The sequence below is a fragment of the Flavobacterium araucananum genome, from assembly GCF_002222055.1.
GTDB classification, from domain to species: domain Bacteria; phylum Bacteroidota; class Bacteroidia; order Flavobacteriales; family Flavobacteriaceae; genus Flavobacterium; species Flavobacterium araucananum.
In genome coordinates this window covers 20,368-42,202 of record NZ_MUGS01000071.1, presented here as the reverse complement: position 1 = coordinate 42,202, position 21,835 = coordinate 20,368, and the positions used below count along the sequence as shown (strand labels likewise).

Sequence of the window (21,835 nt, the reverse complement as noted above, 5' to 3'; positions counted from 1 at the left end):
TTGCAGAATACCATTTTAGGTTAGTTCCGGTAGCGACTAAATCGCTTACTTTTTTAGCATCGGCTGAACAAAAACTTTGAGGGGAAGCTGTTGGTGCTGCAGGTGTTGCATTTACCGTTACCACTACCGGTTTTATATCTGAACATCCTGCAGCTGTGGTGGCTTTAATATAATAAGTTCCTGCCGTAGCTGCTGTTGGGGTAGTATATGATGTTGTAGCTGTTGCGTTTGTCCAATAAGTAAAAGTTAAATTTGATGAACTTCCTGCAGTAATTGCCGGAACTGTTATATCAACTTTTGATGGCGAACAAACTGCCGCCGGATTAGTAATAACAAGTGTTGGTAATGGGTTTGGTGTTGTTGAAGCGCTAGCCGAATTATTTGCCGAATTACTGTCTACTGTTGTACCTGGCAATGCTGCTGTATTGGTATAAACTCCTGTAGCATTTACTTTAGCAATGATTTTCAAAGTTTCAGTAACTCCTCCATTACTATCACCAATACTCCAAACTCCTGTTCCTGAATTATAACTCCCAACTGATGGTGTTGCACTTACAAATGTATATCCTGACGGAAGTAAATCATTTATAGAAACTCCTGTAGCATTATTAACTCCTAAATTACTTAGTTTAACTGTAAATTCTACATTAGACCCTACACATGGAGTGGCAATATCAACTGTTTTTGTAACTCCTAAGTCTGTACATAAAGTAACATTAACCGGTTTAGATTGAGTCTGGACTCCACAAGCCAAAGTTGAAGCTACTGAATATGCCCCTGTTTTAGTAGCAATATATGAATCTGAATTTGCTCCGGTTATTGCAGTACCATTAAAATACCATTGGTAAGGTGCAAATCCTGAAGGAGTTGTCAATGTGGCTGTATTATTAGTACATCCGCCTCCGGCAACGTAAGTCATTGTAGGATCTTCCGGCTGAGCCGCAAAATTAGAGAAAAACCCTGCCATCGAAAATCCTCCGCCTTGTTGTACAATTGAAACTGTTAATTTGGCAGCACTAGATATCGAAAGAACATTTGGGCTTCCGATCTGGGTATCTTCAAAATTAATTATATACCACCCTGTTGAACCTAATTGATGACGGGCAGAAATGCCTGATACTGTTTCTATATTAGTCCCATTAACATTGACAACGGCTGTAGCATCTTTTAAAAGTATATATCCAAAATACGGTAGAGATCCTGTTCCGTAGTTTCTAAATTTAGCCGTTTCTATAAAATTAGATCCTCCACATTCTGATACTGGTGCAATAGTCGAAATATCAACCTCACATGATTGGGCAGTACCTGAATATACTGCTACATTTTTGTCTGCAGAAACTCGTGAAGCTGAAAAATTAGTATTTGAAACACCGTTCAGGAAAGTAAAAAACTTACCTGCCGTAGCCAAAACAGTCGTTGTTGTTCCTGTTATTGCTCCTGTAACTGAATAACTGTTAACGGTAACTGTTGTATTATCTTTTGTAGCGACAACCGTAGTTTGCTCTGCTGTATCATTTCCTTTTCCTCTTTCTATAAAATATTCTGATCCCAAAACTGATTCGGGAGGAACCTGATTGTAAGCTCCGTCTCCACAGCCACCAGGTGTATCAATCGCAGCAGAAGTATTCATAACCGTTGGGTTCGATGATTGTACTAAAGTACCTATTGGCGCCTTAAACAAATAACTTTGACCCGCATCTAAAGTTGCTTTAACTACACCATCTATTGTTACCGAAGTACCATTTGTAATTGCCAAGATACTGTAGATCGGGCGTTGATCGCCATAACCATTAAAATTTCCTAAAGAACCATCTCTGTAATATCCTACTCTAAATCGTATACCAATTCCTGCATCGCCAAAACTTGTCAATGCTGCATTCCCTTTAATATCCTGATCTGTACCATCGCCACCTAAGGCATCTGAAGCGACATTTCTTAAATTAATAGAAATGGGAGCATCTCCAGTAACAATTAGTCCGGCCGCATTCAAAACTGTGTTTAATGCAAAAGCAGGGGCTGCACTTGGTTTACCTGCAAATCTATATACCGCAGGAGCTCCTTTTGTAGCCGTTAGCGCTGTTACCAGGGTACCATCACTCTTAGCTACTGTAATATTTACAGTGGCGGTAGAATTGGTTGCAATTACAATTTCATTGGCTTTACTAAAGTATTGCCAAGGTGCTGGTGCAATGTAATGTTTTGTATAAAACTGTGCCGATGCGTTATAACTAATCAATAATAGAAATAGAACTAAGAAATTCAATCTAAACAATTTAGATGGACCAGAAGTAAAGTTACGCATAGACAGCTGTGATTTTTAAAATAGAAATATCAAATGCTGAATACCCTAATTTGGTTTTCAACATGTAGAAGAGATACGATAAAATTAAAAGATTGGATTTTAAAAGTCTTAAAAAAGTCTTTTGAAGATCTTTGTAAAAATTAAGTAGCTTTTGAACCATAAGTGTTTTCAGGTACAAGACACAAAATTGTCTTTCGATTAAATTAGTAGTTTTTGAAGCCGCGGAAATATGCAAACCCCTATGTACTAGCTACTTTACTCGACAAACTACTTAGATAAACGTTGAATTACACTTTTTGGCGATAAAAATTAACCTGAAACAGCAAAAAATATAACTATTTGATAACAAAACAACAGAAAATTCTTAATTTTTTATCAAATATTCAGTTAATTGAAAATTTTGACATAAAAAAGTAAAAATCTTACAAATAAATTGTATTTTGAATAAAATAAAAAAGGCTGAAAATTTATTTTAAGAAGGTAATATTGCGCTTTAAACCATCAAATTTGGTTCTTTTTATAGGAGAGTTTTTAAATACCGTACGAAAAGTTTCTTCGGTAATTTCGATCCAGTCTTTTTTAGAAAAAGAAAGCAATTCAGGATTTGGATTAAATAAGGGTTCTGAGTGTGGTTTTGAAAATCTGTTCCACGGGCAAACATCCTGACAGGTATCACAACCAAACATCCACTCATCAAATTTTCCTTTCATTTCGTAAGGAATATTTTCTTTGAGTTCGATTGTATAATACGAGATACATTTACTGCCGTCGACTACATGAGGAGCCACTATTGCTTGTGTGGGACAAGCATCGATACAAGCGGTGCAAGAGCCACAATGATCTGTTGTAGCGTGATCATATTCTAGTTCTAAATCTACGATAAGCTCTGCAATAAAATAAAAAGAACCTACTTTTTGTGTTAAGAGATTTCCGCTTTTACCAATCCATCCAAGTCCGCTTTTTGCAGCCCATGCCCTGTCTAAAACAGGTGCCGAATCGACAAAAGCACGACCGGAAACATCACCTATATTTTCCTGAATCGAATGAAGAAATTCTTTTAATTTCTCTTTTATCACAAAATGATAATCCTGCCCATAAGCATATTTCGAGATCTTAAAACTTTCCTGACTTTGAGCTTCTGTTGGATAATAATTTAATAAAAGAGAGATAACACTTTTTGCATCATCGACTAATAAAGTAGGGTCTAAACGTTTATCAAAATAATTCTCCATGTATGCCATTTGACCGTGATGGTTATTATTAAGCCATTTTTCAAGCCGTGGTGCCTCTTCTTCCAGAAATCCAGCTTTAGATATTCCGCAAGAAAGAAAACCAAGCCTCTTTGCCTCTGCTTTTATAAACTGCGAATATGTCTCTTTTGAATTGATTGTCATCTTTTAGAGAATGAAACTTCTACACCAACAGGTTTTAAGGTTATTAGAGGATTAAATGCAATAGATTCACTAGTAGATTTTATCACATATTTTTTGACAATCTGAGAAATTGTCAAACACATTTCATAGATAGCAAATCCCGATCCGATGCACATTCTGGGTCCTGCACCAAACGGATAAAAATATTGCATAGCGTGTTTTTTTTGTTCTCCAAGAAATCTTTCCGGATTAAATTCATCGGGATTCTCCCAATACTTAGGATTACGATGCAACTCATAGAAAGAAACGCCAATAAGTGTCTCCTTTTTTATATGATATCCGGCAAGTGTATCATCTGTAACATTCTGCCTATCTGTAATCCAGGCTGGTGGATATAATCGCATCGATTCATTTAAGACTGCATTGGTATAGGTCATTTTTTGAAGTTGCTCGATAATGTCCTGCGTTTGAGATTCTATTTCGATAATCTCATCGAGAACTTTTTGCTGTATATCCGGATTTCTACCTAAAAGATGAAGTGTAAAAGTCAATGCATTTGCAGTCGTTTCATGACCAGCTATAAACAAAATTTTTATTTCATCAACCAATTGTTTAACCAACATACCTTCTCCCGTATCTTCATATCGGGTTTCCAAAAGCATATTCAGTAAGTCATTAATCTCTTCTTTCGAAGTCAATCTTTGCTCAATAATTTCCTGAATGATTGCATTATTTTCTTCTGCCAACTCCAGATGTTTTTTGACCTGACCGCTTAAAGAAAACCACCAACTTTTATGTGGAAGTCGAATTTCTTTAATTAAAAAATTCTGAACTTCTTCAATAATAAATTTTATCCTGTTTAGCTTTTCGTCTGAAATTGAAAGCTGAAACAATGACTTAGCCACAACATTAAAGGCTAACTGACTCATAACAGGAAAAAGATCAATTGGTTTCTCCTCCACTAAAACATCTAATTCTAAACCAATTGTCTTATTCATGTTTTCAACCAACTGATTCATCTTTTGTTTATGAAATGCGGGTTGAATTAATCTCCTTTGCTTTAGCCAAAAATCACCATCAACAGTCAGAAGTCCTTTGCCTAAATATTTAGAAAGATATACAGATTGAAATTTAGACTTATGATAGTTCTTTTGATTCTTTTGCAGGATATATTGAGCAACCTCATTATCTCTGGACAAAATTATATGTTTGGATCTACCAATTTTAAGAGAAAAAGAATCTCCAAACTGATCAAAATATCTTTTATGATACGGAATAGGATTTTTCCGCACTCCTTCTGAATCCAGAAAAAATCTCAATATCGAAAGCCTTTTCGGGTAATTATATTTTCTGTTATCAAACATCTTGAATAGAATTTAAAACAATCCGCCCTGAATGTTAACGTTTATTTTTCCTAAATGTTTATAGGCTTTATCCGTAACTTCACGACCGCGGGGGGTACGCATAATAAACCCTTCCTGAATCAGGAATGGCTCATAAACTTCTTCAATCGTCTCACTACTTTCAGATACTGCGGTTGCCAGAGTCGAAAGTCCCACAGGTCCACCTTTGAATTTGTTGATAATAGTTAATAAGATCTTATTATCCATTTCATCAAGACCATGAGCATCAACATTAAGCGCTTTTAGTGCATAACGTGCAATCTCAAGATCAATAGTACCGTTTCCTTTTATTTGTGCAAAATCACGTACCCTGCGCAATAACGCATTTGCTATACGAGGTGTACCACGACTACGACCGGCTATTTCGATAGCGGCATCTAATGAAATTGGCATTTTAAGTATAGAAGAGCTTCTTTCGACAATAGTGGTCAAAAGTTCTGTTGTATAATATTGTAATCGGGATGAAATACCAAAACGTGCACGCATGGGTGCGGTCAATAATCCGGAACGGGTTGTTGCGCCAATTAAAGTAAAAGGATTAAGATTGATCTGAACCGTTCTGGCATTAGGTCCGGATTCGATCATAATATCAATTTTAAAATCTTCCATTGCCGAGTATAAGTACTCTTCGACAATTGGGCTCAAACGATGAATTTCGTCAATGAATAATACATCCCTTTCGTCAAGATTGGTAAGTAAACCTGCCAGGTCTCCAGGTTTGTCTAATACAGGCCCGGAAGTAATTTTGATTCCAACTTCAAGTTCATTGGCAAGAATATTAGCCAGGGTTGTTTTTCCTAATCCCGGAGGACCATGAAAAAGTGTATGATCAAGTGCTTCGCCACGTTGATTGGCTGCTGCAACAAACACTTTCAAATTCTCTAAAACTTGATCTTGTCCGGCAAAATCATCAAATGACAGCGGACGCAATCTTTTTTCAAGATCTAATTCTTCTGGGTTGTACCCATTTGTAGTGGGATCTAGGTTCTCATTCATTTTACAAAGATAGACAAAGTAATCAGTTTGTAAAACAGTAAAAGTAGACGGTTCGAATTTTAACTAAAACAAAAAAGACTGTCGGTGAGGACAGTCTTTTTTAAAATATTTTTAGTGGTGTAAAACTTCTTCACCTTCTTTCATTGGTACATTTTGCGGTACAAAATCTACATCATGATTTGGGTTACTGTAGTCATACGGCCAACGGTATACGTGAGGAATTTCACCTGGCCAGTTACCGTGAATATGCTCTACCGGAGTAGTCCACTCTAATGTCGTTGATCTCCATGGGTTCTGAACTGCTTTCTTACCGTAGAAAATACTACTAAAGAAGTTGTACAAGAATACCAATTGAAACGCACCTCCTACAAGAGCAAATGTTGTAATTAAAACATTCACATTTTGTAAATCATCAAATAATGGGAAGTTTGTATTTGTATAATAACGTCTTGGTAAACCCGCTAATCCAATAAAGTGCATTGGGAAAAATACTCCGTAAGCACAAACCGCTGTTACCCAAAAGTGAATATAACCTAAGTTTTTATTTAACATTCTTCCGTACATTTTAGGAAACCAGTGGTAAATACCGGCAAACATTCCGTAAAGTGCAGAGATACCCATTACTAAGTGAAAGTGAGCAATTACGAAGTAAGTATCGTGAACGTTAATATCTAAAGTACTATCTCCTAAGATGATTCCAGTTAAACCTCCAGTGATGAAAGTAGAAACCATACCAATAGAAAATAACATTGCAGGGTTAAATTGTAAGTTCCCTTTCCATAAAGTTGTAATCCAGTTAAAAGCTTTTACAGCAGATGGAATTGCAATCAATAAAGTGGTGAAGGTAAATACAGATCCTAAGAAAGGATTCATACCTGAAATAAACATGTGGTGACCCCAAACAATTGTAGACAAAAATGCAATTGCAAGAACTGACATAATCATCGCTCTGTATCCAAAAATTGGTTTACGAGAATTCGTAGCCATAATTTCAGAAACAAGTCCCATTGCTGGCAAGATTACAATATAAACCTCAGGGTGTCCTAAGAACCAGAATAAGTGTTCGAATAAAACCGGAGAACCACCTTGGTAATGTAAAACCTCTCCTGCAATATAGATGTCTGATAAGAAGAATGAAGTACCAAAGCTTCTGTCAAAAATCAATAATAATGCTGCAGATAACAATACCGGGAAAGAAATAACACCAATGATAGCTGTTACGAAAAATGTCCAGATTGTAAGTGGAAGTCTGGTCATAGACATTCCTTTAGTTCTTAAGTTGATTACCGTTACGATGTAATTTAAAGATCCCATTAAAGAAGATGCAATAAATATAGCCATAGAAACTAACCATAAAGTCATACCTGTTCCAGATCCTGGAATTGCTTGTGGTAAAGCACTTAATGGCGGATAAATTGTCCAACCTGCAGAAGCTGGTCCAGCTTCAACAAATAAAGAAGAAAGCATGATAACAGCAGACAAGAAAAACAACCAGTATGAAATCATGTTCATAAATCCGGAAGCCATATCTCTTGCTCCAATCTGAAGCGGAATAAGTAAGTTACTAAAAGTACCACTTAAACCGGCTGTTAGTACAAAGAATACCATGATGGTACCGTGTATCGTTACTAAAGCCAAATAAATATCATTTGCCATTACACCATCAGGTGCAAATTTATCTCCTAATAAAACATTAAAGATTTTGAAAGATTCCTCTGGCCATGCTAATTGCATTCTAAAAAGCAAGGACATTGCAATACCAATTATACCCATAATAATACCGGTAATTAAGTATTGCTTAGCAATCATTTTGTGATCAATACTAAAAATATATTTAGTAATGAACGTGTCTTTATGATGATGTTCGTGCTCGTGATCGTGTCCGTGATCGTGATCGTGCGCTTCTGCTGACATATATGTGTACTTTAAATTTTCTTAATAAATATTATTTCATAGCAACTTTAGCTATAGCTGCTTTTACAGTATCAATTACCGCTTTTACAGTATCTTTAGCAGTACTATCTGTAGTCGCTTTTGCTCCTTCAGCCGGTGCTTTAGCAGCAGCTGCCGCTTTAATATCCTGAGCTAAAGTAGTTTTTTCGCTTAACCATTTTTTATAATCTTCAGGAGTATCAACAACCACTTTCATTTGCATGTTGTAGTGAGAAGCTCCACAAATTTTATTACATAATAATAAATAATCAAATGTATAAGGATCTAAAGCTGTACCACCTTTAGCAACTAACTCAACGCTTTTTTCAGCTCTAAGTTTGTTGATGTTTGCAACTTTTTCAACCATAAAAGGCAACTCTCTGTATTCTGCTGTTGTATAAGTTGGAACAAAAGCAAACTCAGTAACCATTCCGGGAACACAGTTCATTTGCGCTCTAAAGTGAGGCATGTAAGCTGAGTGCAATACGTCCTGAGAACGCATTTTGAAATGTATTTTTTTACCTTTAGGAATATGTAATTCAGAAACTACAATATCATCAGCTGAATTTTTATCAGACATATCAACACCTAAAGTATTAATACCTTCGATCAAACGTACGTTAGCTTTTCCTAAAACATTATCCTGACCTGCATATCTTGCAGTCCATTTAAATTGTTGTGCGTATAATTCAATTTCAATTACATCTTCGTCTTTATCAACAAACATAATGTTGTTCCAGGCGTACAATCCATAAAGAATTAAACAAGCCAAAACTACAGATGGAATAATACTCCAAATTGCTTCTAATTTATTACTATCAGCAAAAAATAAAGCTTTTTTATCTTTATGCCCTCTGTTTTTAAAAGAAAACCAGTATAATAATCCTTGTGTAATAAATTGAACTACAAAAATTAAAACCCAAGTAATATTCATCAAGTTGTCTACCAAAAGTCCATGCTCTGATGCAGGAGTATGAAGTGCTAAACCACCCCATTTTAGTAAACCGTAAATCGTAAATATATAAATGAATGCCAAGAAGCCAAACATAATATACCCTTGAATATTATTATCATTATCTGATGCAACCTGAGAATCGTCCGAAGAAGATCCCACTTGAGTAAGATCAAATATCTTGGTCAATTGCCATAATGCAACTGCTAATAAAACTAAAACTATAATTACCAACAAACTTGTCATCTGTTTACTTCTTTAAATATTAATAATGAAAATGTTTACTTTCTTCTATGAAAGGATTTCTTTTTGCTAACAAAGGAGCTTTAGTTAATGCCGTAAATACAACAAAAATAAACAAACCTAAGAAGAAAAGTATAGATGCAATTTCAGAAACTCCAATAAACCATTTATCTCCAACTGTACCAGGCATAATCATATTAAAGAAATCTACATAGTGACCTAGTAAGATAACAACACCAGCCATTACGATAACCCAACTAAGACGTTTAAAGTCTGTGTTGATTAATATTAATAATGGGAACACAAAGTTCATAACTACAGCACCAAAGAATGGTAAATTGTATAATTGAATTCTTGTTACGAAGTATGTTACCTCTTCAGGAATATTAGCATACCAGATTAACATGAATTGAGAGAACCATAAATAAGTCCAGAAAACACTAATACCAAACATAAATTTAGCTAAATCGTGAATGTGACTTGTATTTACATACTCTAAATATCCTTTAGATTTTAAGTAAACAGTTACTAATGCAATTGCAGTAATACCACTTACGAAGAAAGATGCGAAAACATACCATCCAAATAAAGTACTAAACCAGTGTGGATCAATTGACATAATCCAATCCCAAGACATAATAGACTCAGATACGATAAAGAATACTAAGAAACCAGCAGTTAACTTAAAGTTCTTTTTGTAATATAGATCATCATTAGCCTCATCCTGAGCTAAACAATTTTTTCTAGATTGGTAACGGTATAAATTCCATCCTAATAAAAAGATAACAGCTCTTGCGATCCAGAAACCAAAGTTTAAGTAACCTGCTTTTCCTGCAATAATTTTATCATAATTTGCACTTGTTGGATCCGTAACTCCTTCACCTAACCATACAAATATGTGATTAAAATGCAATCCGCAAAGAATTAAAATGATAAAGAAAATAACTGAACCTACTGGCAAGTAAGCCGTAATCCCTTGCATTACTCTAAACAAAACCGGAGACCAACCTGCCTGAGCAACTTGTTGAATAGCATAAAATGCTAAAACTCCCATAGAAAGTAGTAAAAAGAAAATACAAGCAACATATAATGCAGACCAAGGCTTATTTTGCAATTGGTGCAACACGTGTGTTAAATGTTTTTCGTGCTCATCAGCAGCATTTACTTTTTCATGCTCGCCACCTTTGTGCGATTCATGTGAAGCTTCAGCAGCAGCTTCGTGATGTCCAGCTTCTTGATGTGAAGTTTCAGCTGTTGCTTCATGTGCAGCACCATGAGAACCATGTGCATCTGCAGCCAGAATTTTTTCAACTTCTTGAATATCTTTAGGAGCAGTTAAAAAACCATATCCAATTCCTAATATACCAAGGGCCATTAGGATGATAGAAAGAGTTTTTAATTTACTTGAAAATGTATACATATCTATTACGATCAGTTTGTTCAACAATTATAATTGGCTTTTTAGTTTTAGAACATAGTCAGCAACTAACCAACGTTCGTGGGCACTTAATTGATTTGCATGTGAACCCATTGCATTTAAACCATAAGTTTCAACATGAAAGATACTTCCTTCAGTGATTACTCTGTCTTTATAGCTAGGTACTCCAAGAAATTTTTCTCTTTCAACCAATTTACCTTTACCATTTCCAGCTGCACCATGGCAACTGATACAGTAAATTTCGAAAAGTTCTTTTCCTTTACCGGAATTTCTTTCGATAGAATCCAAAGGTGATTTTAAATTAGCTTTAGCCAATTCATAACCAGCAGTTGAATTTTCATATTCATAAGGTTCAAAACCTCTATTGATACTTCCTACTGCAGGAAGCTGTCCTTCTTTTCCACCTTTAAATATTTTTGCTTCTGAATAGGTTTCATAACCTACAGACTCATACATATTAGGGAAATACTGATAGTTTGGTGCCGAATTATTGTGGCAAGATGAAACTAAAATAGTTATACCAACTAAAAGTGTTATTTTATATATCCTTTTCATAGCTACAATTAATTCTTTTCAATTACTTTAACTTCAACAGCTCCTGTTCCTTCGAAAAAAGAAACTAGTTCTGCTTCGTTATCATTTACAGCAACTTCCATTAAAAAATGGTCATCTGTTGTTCTTACATCAGGATTCTCCGCTTGTTTGAATGGCCATAATCTACTTCTCATATAAAAAGTAATAACCATTAAGTGAGCAGCAAAAAATACTGTCATTTCAAACATAATTGGTACAAATGCTGGCATGTTCTGAATGAAGCTAAAACTTGGTTTACCTCCAATATCTTGCGGCCAGTCATGAATCATAATATAACTCATCATGGTTGTTGCAACAGATATACCAACACAACCGTATAAGAAAGCACAAATTGCTAATCTTGTTGGTGCTAATCCCATAGCTTTATCCAATCCGTGAACTGGGAATGGAGTAAAAACTTCTTCAATATGATGATGAGCAGCTCTGGTTTTCTTTACTGCATCCATCAAAATATCATCGTCATTATAAATGGCGTATATTACTTTATTACTCATGATGTGAATCTTTATTTGCTCTTTCTCTAATGTAATTATCTCCTGTTCCTTTCAAAATTGTTTTTACCTCTGCCTGAGCAATTACAGGGAATGTTCTGGAGTATAATAAAAACAATACAAAGAAGAAACCAATTGTTCCAATGAAAATTCCAATATCAACAAATGTTGGTGAAAACATTGTCCAAGAAGATGGAAGGTAATCTCTATGTAAAGAAGTAACGATAATTACGAATCTTTCAAACCACATTCCGATGTTTACAACAATCGAAATAATAAATGAAAACATGATACTTGTTCTTAATTTCTTGAACCACATAAATTGTGGAGAGAAAACGTTACAAGTCATCATTGACCAATATGCCCACCAGTAAGGTCCGGTTGCTCTGTTCAAGAACGCATATTGCTCATATTCTACACCTGAATACCAAGCTACAAATAGCTCAGTTATATACGCTACACCTACGATAGAACCTGTAATCATGATTACAATATTCATTAACTCGATATGTTGTACTGTAATATAAGCTTCAAGGTTAGACACTTTTCTCATAACGATCAACAGGGTGTTTACCATTGCAAATCCTGAGAAAACCGCTCCTGCAACGAAGTAAGGAGGGAAAATTGTTGTATGCCATCCCGGAATTACAGAAGTAGCAAAGTCCATCGATACAATCGTGTGTACAGAAAGTACAAGTGGAGTAGCTAAACCTGCAAGAACCAAAGATACTTCTTCAAAACGTTGCCAGTCTTTTGCTCTACCACTCCATCCAAAACTTAGGATAGAATATACTCTTTTATTAAAAGGTGTTATTGCTCTATCACGTAACATTGCAAAATCAGGTAATAAACCAGTCCACCAGAAAACTAATGATACCGAAAGATACGTAGAAATTGCGAATACGTCCCATAACAATGGTGAGTTAAAGTTTACCCATAATGATCCAAATTGATTTGGAATAGGTAAAACCCAGTATGCTAACCATGGACGTCCCATGTGAATAATTGGAAATAAACCTGCCTGAACTACCGAGAAGATAGTCATAGCTTCTGCAGAACGGTTAATCGCCATTCTCCAACGTTGACGGAAAAGTAATAATACCGCAGAAATTAATGTTCCGGCGTGACCAATACCAACCCACCAAACGAAGTTCGTGATATCCCAGGCCCAACCAACTGTTTTATTTAATCCCCATGTTCCGATACCGGTAGATACGGTGTAAATTATACAACCTAACCCCCAAAGGAAGGCTATTAATGCGATTGAAAATACAATCCACCATTGTTTGTTTGCAGGCCCCTCAACAGGTGCAGCTACATCTACAGTTACATCGTGATAAGATTTATCACCTATAACTAAAGGTTTTCTAATGGGTGCTTCGTAGTGAGACGACATAATCCTTTATATGTTTCTTAATTAATAATTTATTCTAAGTATTTCTAACTTTAACATGGTAAACCACATTAGGCTTAGTTCCTACATGCTCTAATAAGTGATATGATCTATCGTCTGCAGCTAATTTAGCTACTTTACTTTCAGTATCATTAACATCACCAAATATCATTGCTCCAGAAGAACAAGCATTTGAACATGCTGTTTGGAATTCACCATCAGCAACCGGACGACCTTCATTTTTTGCTTTCAATTTAGTCGCCTGTGTCATTTGAATACACATAGAACATTTTTCCATAACTCCACGAGAACGAACGTTTACGTCTGGGTTTAATACCATACGTCCTAAGTCATCATTCATGTGGTAATCGAATTCACTGTTTTTGTTGTACAAGAACCAGTTAAAACGACGTACTTTATACGGACAGTTATTTGCGCAGTAACGAGTACCAACACATCTGTTGTATGCCATGTGATTTTGACCTTCACGACCGTGAGATGTCGCAGCAACCGGACAAACTGTCTCACACGGTGCGTGATTACAGTGTTGACACATTACTGGTTGGAAAGAAACTTGTGGATTATCTCCAGGTTTTTCCATTTCATTAAATGTAGATAATGAACTAGATAAACCAGCGATATTTTCTTTTCTTTCGTTATCACCTTCAAAAGTGCTTTCAGAAGAATAATATCTGTCAATACGCAACCAGTGCATATCACGACTTCTTCTTACTTCTGCTTTACCTACAACTGGTACATTGTTTTCGGCGTGACAAGCAATAACACATGCTCCACAACCTGTACAAGCGTTTAAGTCAATCGAAAGGTTAAAGTGATGTCCTGTAGAACGATCAAATGATTCCCATAAATCGACAGTTGTAGCTTTTACTTCTTCGTGATCTAAAGATACCATTGGTTGTTCGTTCCAAAATTCAGCATCTTTAGTATTAAAGATTTCAAGAGAAGTTTCTTTAATAATATCTCCTCTTCCCATTAGTGTTTTTTGTCCTTGAACACAAGCGAACTCATGAACTCCATTTGCTTTCACAATAGAAACAGATTGAACACTATTGAAATTTTTATATAATGAGTAAGCATTTAAACCTACTACCATTTCTTCTTTCAAAGCAGCCTTACGACCATAACCTAATGCTAAACCAACAGTTCCAACAGCTTGTCCTGGCTGAACAATTACTGGTACGTTTTCTAATTTTAAACCATCAGCAGTAGTAATTGTAGCATAACTTCCGTTTAAACCTCCGTTTGCAACAATTTCATTTGTTAATAGCAATCTTTTAGCATCAGCATTCGAAACAGTTACATAGTTATCCCAGGAAACTCTTGTAATTGGATCCGGAAACTCTTGCAACCAAGGATTGTTTGCTTGTTGACCATCTCCTAAACCTGTTTTAGTATACAATACTAATTCGAAATCTCCAGCTGATTTAGATTTTGCAACAGCACTTGCAGCAGCACTATAATCAACAGATCCTGCAGCTAATGCAGATGAACCAATAACAAAAACACCATCATGCAAAACTTTGTTCCAAGAAGAACCTACAATAACTGAAGCTGAATTAGCTTTGATGTAATCATAGAAATTTCCAGGAATTCCGTTTAATGATAATAAAACGTCTTGAAATTGTTTTGTATTGAATATTGGACGGATAGTTGGCTGAGTCAGACTATAAGTTCCTTTTGTAAGTACAACATCTCCCCAAGCCTCTAAATAATGAGGAACCGGAGCAGCAATTGTAGTTATCGATGCAGTTTCATCTTCTTTTAAAGAAAAAGCAACTGATGTTTTTACTTTTTTCAATCCAGATACAAAAGCAGCTGAATCAGCTAAAGTATATACCGGATTAATTCCGCTCATGATTAAAGTATGAACACTTCCAGCATTCATATCTTTTACCAATTGAGCTACAAGTGCATTAGATCCTTTTCTAATTTGTCTTGTACCTACAGTATCAAAAGCTTCACTCGCCAACACCTGGTTGATCGCTAAAACTAATAATTGAGCATTTTTATCTTCAAGTCCTGAAACTAAAACTCCTTTAGAACCTGCAAGTTTTAACTGTTGAGCAGCTTTTACTACTTCTGGTTTAAACTTAGCATCTAAAGAATTAGCAACAGAAGATCCTGTTATTGTATTATAGATCTGAACTAAAGCTTGTTTTTGATCCGCACTACTCATTGGAATACGTTTATCAGCAGCAGCTCCAGACAATGTCATGTTTGATTCGAACTGAAAATGACGGGACATTTTTTTAGCTCCGTTAGATCCGGAAGGGATTCTACCTTGCGCATATCCTGCATCATATCCACCACCTTGCCAGTCTCCTAAGAAATCAGCACCAACGGAAACAATTAAAGAAGCTTTTGAAAAATCATAATCAACAAGAGCTCTTTCTCCGTAAACTGTCTCGAATGCATCTAATGCGTCAGATGACGAAACGGCATCATAAACAACATGTTTTGCATTAGGGTTTTTAGCAATAAATTCCCCTATTAATTTTTCTGTAGACGGACTCGCCAACGTACTTGTCAACAACACCACTTGTCCACCTTTTGCTTTTGCTTCAGCAAGACTTGATTTAATTCTTAAATCAACAGCAGACCAGCTACCATTTTTTCCATCCAATTTAGGTTCTTTCAAACGCATGCTGTCATATAATGACAGGATAGACGCATGAATTCTAGCATTGGCTGAAAACTTAGATCCAGAAATAGTATTGTTATCAATTTTAATTGGACGACCCTCACGAGTTTTCACTAATAAGTTAGCAAAATCAAAACCATCAAAAACAGTAGTTGCATAATAATCAGCAACACCAGGAATGATTTGTTCTGGTTGTAACACATAAGGTATAGACTTGTGAACAGGACCTTCGCAGGCAGCAAGTGTAACCGCTGCAGTACTAAATCCTACGTACTTTAAAAAGTCACGACGTGAAGTTCCAGATGAAGCTAAAGCATCTGCATTTCCTAAAAATTCTTCAGTAGGAATTTCTTCAACAAATTCGTTATTTCTAAGCGCCTCAACAATAGAACTATTCTCTAGTTCTTCAACACTTTTCCAGTATTTTTTGTTTGATGACATTGTATATAAATATTAAAATCTTAATAATTCGATTAATAGTGGCATTTACCGCATTCTAAACCTCCCATTTGCGCTGCAGTCAATTTCTCTACACCGTATTTTTTAGAAAGTTCAGCATGAATTTTATCATAGTAAGCATTTCCTTCCATCTTAACATCAGTTTTTCTATGGCAATCAATACACCACCCCATTGTTAATTTAGAATATTGCTTCATGATCTCAAATTCCTGCACTGGACCGTGACAAGTTTGACATTCAACTCCTGCAACAGTTACGTGTTGTGAGTGATTGAAGTAAACAAAGTCAGGAAGATTATGAATACGAACCCATTTTACTGGCTGCGTTTTTCCAGTATAAGCTTGTTTGGTTTTATCCCAACCAACAGCATCATACAATTTTTGAATCTGAGCATCGTAAAACGCTTTGCTGTACTCAGGAGTAGCAGTAGTTTCAGCAACTTCAGAAATGTTTTTATGACAGTTCATACAAACATTCAAAGATGGAATACCAGCATTTTTACTCACACGAGCTGCAGAGTGACAATATTTACAATTGATCTCGTTATCTCCTGCGTGAATTTTATGAGAATAGTGAATTGGCTGAATTGGCTCATAATTCTGATCAACACCTACTTGCATCAAGAAAGCATATACAAAATAACCACTTGCCAAAAGCAAGAATATCGAAGTAACTAAAACCAAGAATTGGTTTTTAGCAAAAGCTTTCCAGATTGGCGTTCTAGCCTCTCTAGGAGCAACTTCAATACCATTATTACTAGCAACTTTGGTCAAAACTTTGTTCACCATGAACAACATAACAACCAAAATAGCCATCACAAGAGCAAGAGCTCCTAAAATAATATTATTAGAAATTCCGCCACCTTCTACAGCAGTTCCCGGAGGCGCAGCAGAACCAGGTGCACCAGCAGCAGGCTCAGCTTTTACTTCAGAAGTATAAGCAATAATGTTATCAATATCACCAGTAGATAATTGAGGAAAAGCAGTCATTACTGACTTGTTGTTTTCTTCAAAAAGTTTAACAGCTACAGCATCACCTGATTTAATTACTTCAGAACTGTTATGAACCCATTTATAGATCCAAGCCATTTCGTGCTTAGCAGCAACTCCCCTTAAAGCAGGACCTGTTGATTTAGCATCTAATTTGTGACATGCAGCACAATTTGCATTAAAAAGTTCTTTCCCTTTTACTGGATCACCACCTGAAGTTGCAGCCGGAGCGGCAGCAGCAGGCGCCGCCGGAGCAGCAGCTTGAGCAAATGAAGTTAGGGAGAAAATTAACGTTAGCGATAAGCTAAGTAGTAATTTTCTTGAGATCGAATTATGGTTACCCACCTTTTTCATATAGTATAATAATTATCTACTAATTTTTGGTATGATTTTTTCTGTAGTAAATCAACGAAAAACTAATACCTTCTTTTAAAACTTGCACAAAAATACGACTTATGAACTATTCTCAAAACCTTAAAATACTCTTAAATATCAATTTATATCAATTCTAAATAATATCAAAATTTTCCATACAATTTTTAAATACTATTTTTGCATAAAAACCATCACATTATGAGAATTTTAGCCCCTTCAAAAAGAGTTTTCTTAACATTAACAATGTTCACTTTAGCATATAATATTCATGCTCAAGACCAAAATTTAATCGTAAATCAAGATCCTAAATTTGAGCAATTATTGAATGACAAACGCAAAATTAACACGTCAATAAATACAAATGACACTTACAAAATTCAAATATTTAGCGGCAAAAGCGATGAAGCCAAGAAAACGTTATCGGATTTTAAAAGAGAATATAGTAATATTGACGGAACAATAATTTTCAATACTCCCAACTACAAAGTTATGGTTGGTAATTTCAGAACACGAATAGAGGCTGAAAGAAATTTAGCCGACATCAAAAAGAGATACAAAAGTGTCTTTTTGATCAAACCAAGCAAATAAAAACAACTATTAAAACAAAAAAAGCGAGATTATATCTCGCTTTTTTTTTAAACTAATTCACCACTTTAATTCCACTCGCCAAAAATCTTATTTCTTCTTTTGGCACCGTAATGGCATCTATCTCAGATTGGGCTTTTTTAGCATCTTTAGCATAATGTTTTAGTTCATCGACAGCCGTAACCTCTTTTTCAGCATTACCTTCTAAAACAACATTTTTTCCTTGTAATGCTGTAGGCACAAAAAAAGCATAATCTTTCATTTTTACAAAAAAGGAAGTACCATTATCCGTTTTAAGAGTAACCCAACACCCTCTTTTTTTGCAAACATCTGTTACCACTCCTTTTATAGTAATATTTTCTGCCTTTTTATCCTGCTTTAATTTTTCCTGTAATTCTCCAACCGAGATTGCTTTACTCTGTGATATTTTAGAGACATCAGCCCCATAATAATCACCAATAACAGCATTACCTGATGGCGGTCCTTTTTTTTCAACAGCTTCCTGAGAAAAAGACTGACTTGAAATACTTATAAAAAAAACAACAGTATATAATAATCGTTTCATGTTTAAATAGTTTTATCAAAAATAATATTAAAATAAAACACAAGTTAAATATCCTTTTTTAATTATAAACGGAATCGTACAAATATTTTCGACTTAAAATAGCAGAAACAAAAAAAGTCCCAATTTTCATTGGGACTTTTAAAATATAATTATTGAATTTTATTTCAATTTCTTTTTGATTGCAACTTCATGGTATGCTTCAATAACATCTCTTTCTTCGATATCATTATAACCTTTGATCTGGATACCACAATCGTAACCTTTAGAAACTTCTCTAACATCATCTTTGAATCGTTTTAATGCTACAAGTTCTCCTGTATGCACTACTACTCCTTCTCTGATAACTCTTATTTTAGAAGTTCTCATGATTTTACCGTCCATTACCATACAACCAGCGATTGAACCTACTTTAGAAATTTTGAAAATCTCGCGGATTTCAGCAGTTCCTAAAATTTCTTCTTTCATCTCCGGAGCTAACATTCCTTCCATCGCATCTTTCAAGTCATCGATAGCAGCATAGATAATAGAATAATAACGAATATCGATTTCTTCTTTATCTGCAAGTTGTCTCGCATTTCCAGCAGGACGAACGTTAAATCCAATAATGATTGCATCAGAAGCAGAAGCCAACATAACGTCAGTTTCAGTAATTGCTCCAACACCTTTATGTATAATATTAATTTGAACTTCTTCTGTAGAAAGTTTAGAGAACGAATCTGACAATGCTTCAACAGATCCATCAACATCTCCTTTAAGGATCACGTTCAATTCTTTAAACTGACCAAGAGCAATACGACGACCAATTTCATCAAGTGTAATATGACGTTGTGTACGTACAGATTGTTCACGCATTAACTGAGAACGTTTAGAGGCAATTTGTTTTGCTTCTTTTTCATCTTCAAATACATTGAACTTATCTCCTGCAGTAGCTGCACCATCAAGACCTAATACTGATACCGGAGTCGAAGGCCCAGCTTCTTTAACGATATGTCCACGTTCGTCATGCATGGCTTTAATTTTACCATGATGCTTACCTGCCAACATATAATCTCCAACTTTTAAAGTTCCGTGTTGAACTAAAATTGTTGACACATATCCTTTTCCTTTATCCAAGAAAGCCTCAACAACTGTTCCTTGAGCTGCTTTGTTTGGATTCGATTTTAAATCTAAGATTTCAGCTTCTAATAAAACTTTCTCTAATAATTCTTTTACCCCTGTTCCAACTTTTGCAGAAATATCATGTGACTGAATTTTTCCACCCCAATCTTCAACAAGTAAATTCATACCAGCCAAACGCTCTTTGATTTTCTCAACATTAGCATTTGGTTTATCAATTTTATTGATCGCAAATATAATTGGTACCCCCGCAGCTTGTGCGTGAGAAATTGCTTCTTTTGTTTGTGGCATGATATCATCATCTGCCGCAACAACGATAATAGCGATATCGGTAACCTGAGCTCCACGTGCACGCATTGCGGTAAACGCCTCGTGACCCGGTGTATCTAAGAATGCGATTTTCTGACCATTATCTAAAGTTACTCCGTAAGCTCCAATGTGCTGTGTAATACCTCCGGACTCACCAGCGATAACATTTTCTTTACGAATATAATCCAGTAAAGATGTTTTACCGTGATCGACGTGACCCATTACAGTAACGATTGGTGCTCTAACAACTAAATCTTCTTCTTTATCTTCGATTACCTCAATAGCATCTTCGATATCTACTGTAATAAACTCAACTTCGTAACCAAACTCATCAGCAACGATAGTTAATGTTTCAGCATCTAAACGTTGGTTCATGGTAACCATGATACCAAGAGACATACAAGTTCCAATTACTTTAGTAATCGGCACATCCATCATAATTGCAATTTCACCTACAGTAACAAACTCAGTAACTTTAATAGTTTTACTTCCTTCGTCAATAGCTCTTTGCTCTTCATCAGATTTCTGACGGTGCGTATCTCTTTTATCTCTTCTGTATTTGGCAGCTTTCGATTTTCCACCTTTACCCTGAAGTTTTTCAAGAGTCTCTCTAATTTGGTTTTTTACTTCCTCTTCAGTAGGCTCTACTTTTGCTACAATTGCGGGACGGTTTCCTTTTACAAAACCTGGTCTTGCACTTCTGTTAGCATTAAATCCACCACCACCGGTATTTGGGGTAATTTTATTAGGGTTTGGAGTTCCCGGCGCATGACCTGTTGCAGGTTTTGGTGCACCCGGAGTTCCCGGTTTAGGAGCAATTCTTTTACGCTTATTTTTATTAGCGTTATTATTTGCCCCCGGAGCTCCTGGTTTATTAGGAGTTATCTTTGGATCTTCTTTCTTTTTCTTAGGTTTATTAAATTGTGATAAATCAATTGTTTGACCTGTAAGAGTGGTTCCGGATAATTTTTGATATTGTGTAGTAATCGTTTCTTCTGCAGTTGCAGGATCCGTTGAAACAACTGGTTCCTGAGCTACTTTTGGAGCTTCTGCTTTTACTTCTTTTACTTCCTTTACTTCTTTTTTCTCTGTAATAATAGGTTTTTCTACCTTTTTCTCTTCAGAAACTACAGGAACCACAACTGGCTCTGGCTGTACAACTTCTTTTTGAACAGGTTTTTCTGGTTGAGTTGGAGTAACAACTACTTTTGGCTCTTCGACCTTAGCTGGTTCTTCAGCAGGAGGAGAAACAACAGCAGGTTTCTTTGGGTTTAAATCTATTTTACCAACTTGAACAGGTCCGGTTACAACAGCTCTCGCTTTTATAATCTCTTGTTGTTTCTGGCGTTCCTCGTCTTGTCTGCGTTTGTCTTCAATTTCTTTTTCGCGCTCTACACGCAAAGCTTCTTTTTCTTTTCTTTTCTCTTCCCCCACTTCTTTAGAAGCTTCTTTATTCCCCTTATCGCCCGCAAATTGGCTTTGTAGGATATTAAATTCGCTATCAGAAATTTTCGCATTCGGATTTGCATCAATAGCAATTCCCTTATCTTTTAGATAATCAACAGCTCTTTCTAACGAAATATTTAATTCCCTTAAAACCTTGTTTATTCTTATTACTCTCTCTTCAGACATATAACCTTTTTATTATTACCTTTTTC

The 21,835-nt window shown here is 35.6% G+C and carries 14 protein-coding genes and 1 pseudogene; 1 reads left to right on the top strand and 14 read right to left on the bottom strand.

Annotation, left to right across the window (positions count from 1 at the left end):
- From B0A64_RS23155 to B0A64_RS23100, 12 genes and pseudogenes are all read right to left on the bottom strand, one after another.
- A pseudogene (locus B0A64_RS23155) lies at positions 1–2,302 on the bottom strand (DUF11 domain-containing protein); the annotation flags it as partial.
- A gap of 467 nt (positions 2,303–2,769) precedes the next feature.
- Positions 2,770–3,696: a tRNA epoxyqueuosine(34) reductase QueG gene (gene queG / locus B0A64_RS23150; protein WP_089481829.1), complete on the bottom strand. Its 927-nt coding sequence runs from the start codon at positions 3,694–3,696 to the stop codon at positions 2,770–2,772.
- A complete protein-coding gene (locus B0A64_RS23145) occupies positions 3,693–5,039 on the bottom strand; it encodes a cytochrome P450 (RefSeq protein WP_089481828.1) in 1,347 nt (448 codons plus the stop codon). Before B0A64_RS23145 ends, queG begins: the two co-directional genes overlap by 4 nt.
- Positions 5,040–5,051: 12 nt before the next feature.
- Entirely contained in the window at positions 5,052–6,074 is a 1,023-nt protein-coding gene (gene ruvB, locus B0A64_RS23140) for a Holliday junction branch migration DNA helicase RuvB (RefSeq protein ID WP_089481827.1), read from the bottom strand.
- Positions 6,075–6,185: 111 nt separating this feature from the next.
- Positions 6,186–7,988: a cytochrome c oxidase subunit I gene (locus tag B0A64_RS23135; RefSeq protein WP_074660567.1), complete on the bottom strand. Its 1,803-nt coding sequence runs from the start codon at positions 7,986–7,988 to the stop codon at positions 6,186–6,188.
- A gap of 31 nt (positions 7,989–8,019) precedes the next feature.
- Positions 8,020–9,204 (bottom strand): cytochrome c oxidase subunit II, encoded by a 1,185-nt coding sequence (locus B0A64_RS23130; RefSeq protein ID WP_089481826.1) that lies wholly within the window; start codon positions 9,202–9,204, stop codon positions 8,020–8,022.
- Positions 9,205–9,223: 19 nt separating this feature from the next.
- The gene (locus B0A64_RS23125) at positions 9,224–10,621 is read right to left on the bottom strand and encodes a quinol:cytochrome C oxidoreductase (protein ID WP_089481825.1); all 1,398 of its coding nucleotides are present in this window, start codon (positions 10,619–10,621) and stop codon (positions 9,224–9,226) included.
- Between the two features lie 27 nt (positions 10,622–10,648).
- Positions 10,649–11,194: a c-type cytochrome gene (locus tag B0A64_RS23120; RefSeq protein ID WP_089481824.1), complete on the bottom strand. Its 546-nt coding sequence runs from the start codon at positions 11,192–11,194 to the stop codon at positions 10,649–10,651.
- 8 nt (positions 11,195–11,202) lie between these two features.
- Positions 11,203–11,727, bottom strand: coding sequence for a DUF3341 domain-containing protein (locus B0A64_RS23115; RefSeq protein ID WP_056245298.1), 525 nt, complete (start codon positions 11,725–11,727; stop codon positions 11,203–11,205).
- Complete coding sequence (nrfD, locus tag B0A64_RS23110; protein WP_089481823.1) at positions 11,720–13,120, bottom strand: NrfD/PsrC family molybdoenzyme membrane anchor subunit; 1,401 nt, start codon at positions 13,118–13,120, stop codon at positions 11,720–11,722. The genes B0A64_RS23115 and nrfD overlap by 8 nt, the downstream gene beginning before the upstream one ends.
- Before the next feature lie 34 nt (positions 13,121–13,154).
- Positions 13,155–16,220 carry a TAT-variant-translocated molybdopterin oxidoreductase gene (locus B0A64_RS23105; protein WP_089481822.1) on the bottom strand — a complete coding sequence of 1,022 codons (3,066 nt, stop codon included), beginning with the start codon at positions 16,218–16,220 and terminating at the stop codon, positions 13,155–13,157.
- A 32-nt stretch (positions 16,221–16,252) separates the two neighbouring features.
- Entirely contained in the window at positions 16,253–17,581 is a 1,329-nt protein-coding gene (locus tag B0A64_RS23100) for a c-type cytochrome (protein ID WP_089481821.1), read from the bottom strand.
- Between the two features lie 219 nt (positions 17,582–17,800).
- On the opposite strand from B0A64_RS23100, the gene B0A64_RS23095 reads away from it, so the two are divergent.
- Positions 17,801–18,190, top strand: coding sequence for an SPOR domain-containing protein (locus B0A64_RS23095; protein WP_089481820.1), 390 nt, complete (start codon positions 17,801–17,803; stop codon positions 18,188–18,190).
- A 52-nt stretch (positions 18,191–18,242) separates the two neighbouring features.
- On the opposite strand, the gene B0A64_RS23090 is transcribed toward B0A64_RS23095, so the two are convergent.
- Positions 18,243–18,752, bottom strand: coding sequence for a DUF4920 domain-containing protein (locus tag B0A64_RS23090; protein WP_089481819.1), 510 nt, complete (start codon positions 18,750–18,752; stop codon positions 18,243–18,245).
- Between the two features lie 159 nt (positions 18,753–18,911).
- Entirely contained in the window at positions 18,912–21,809 is a 2,898-nt protein-coding gene (gene infB / locus B0A64_RS23085; RefSeq protein WP_089481818.1) for a translation initiation factor IF-2, read from the bottom strand.
- Positions 21,810–21,835 lie beyond the last annotated feature (26 nt).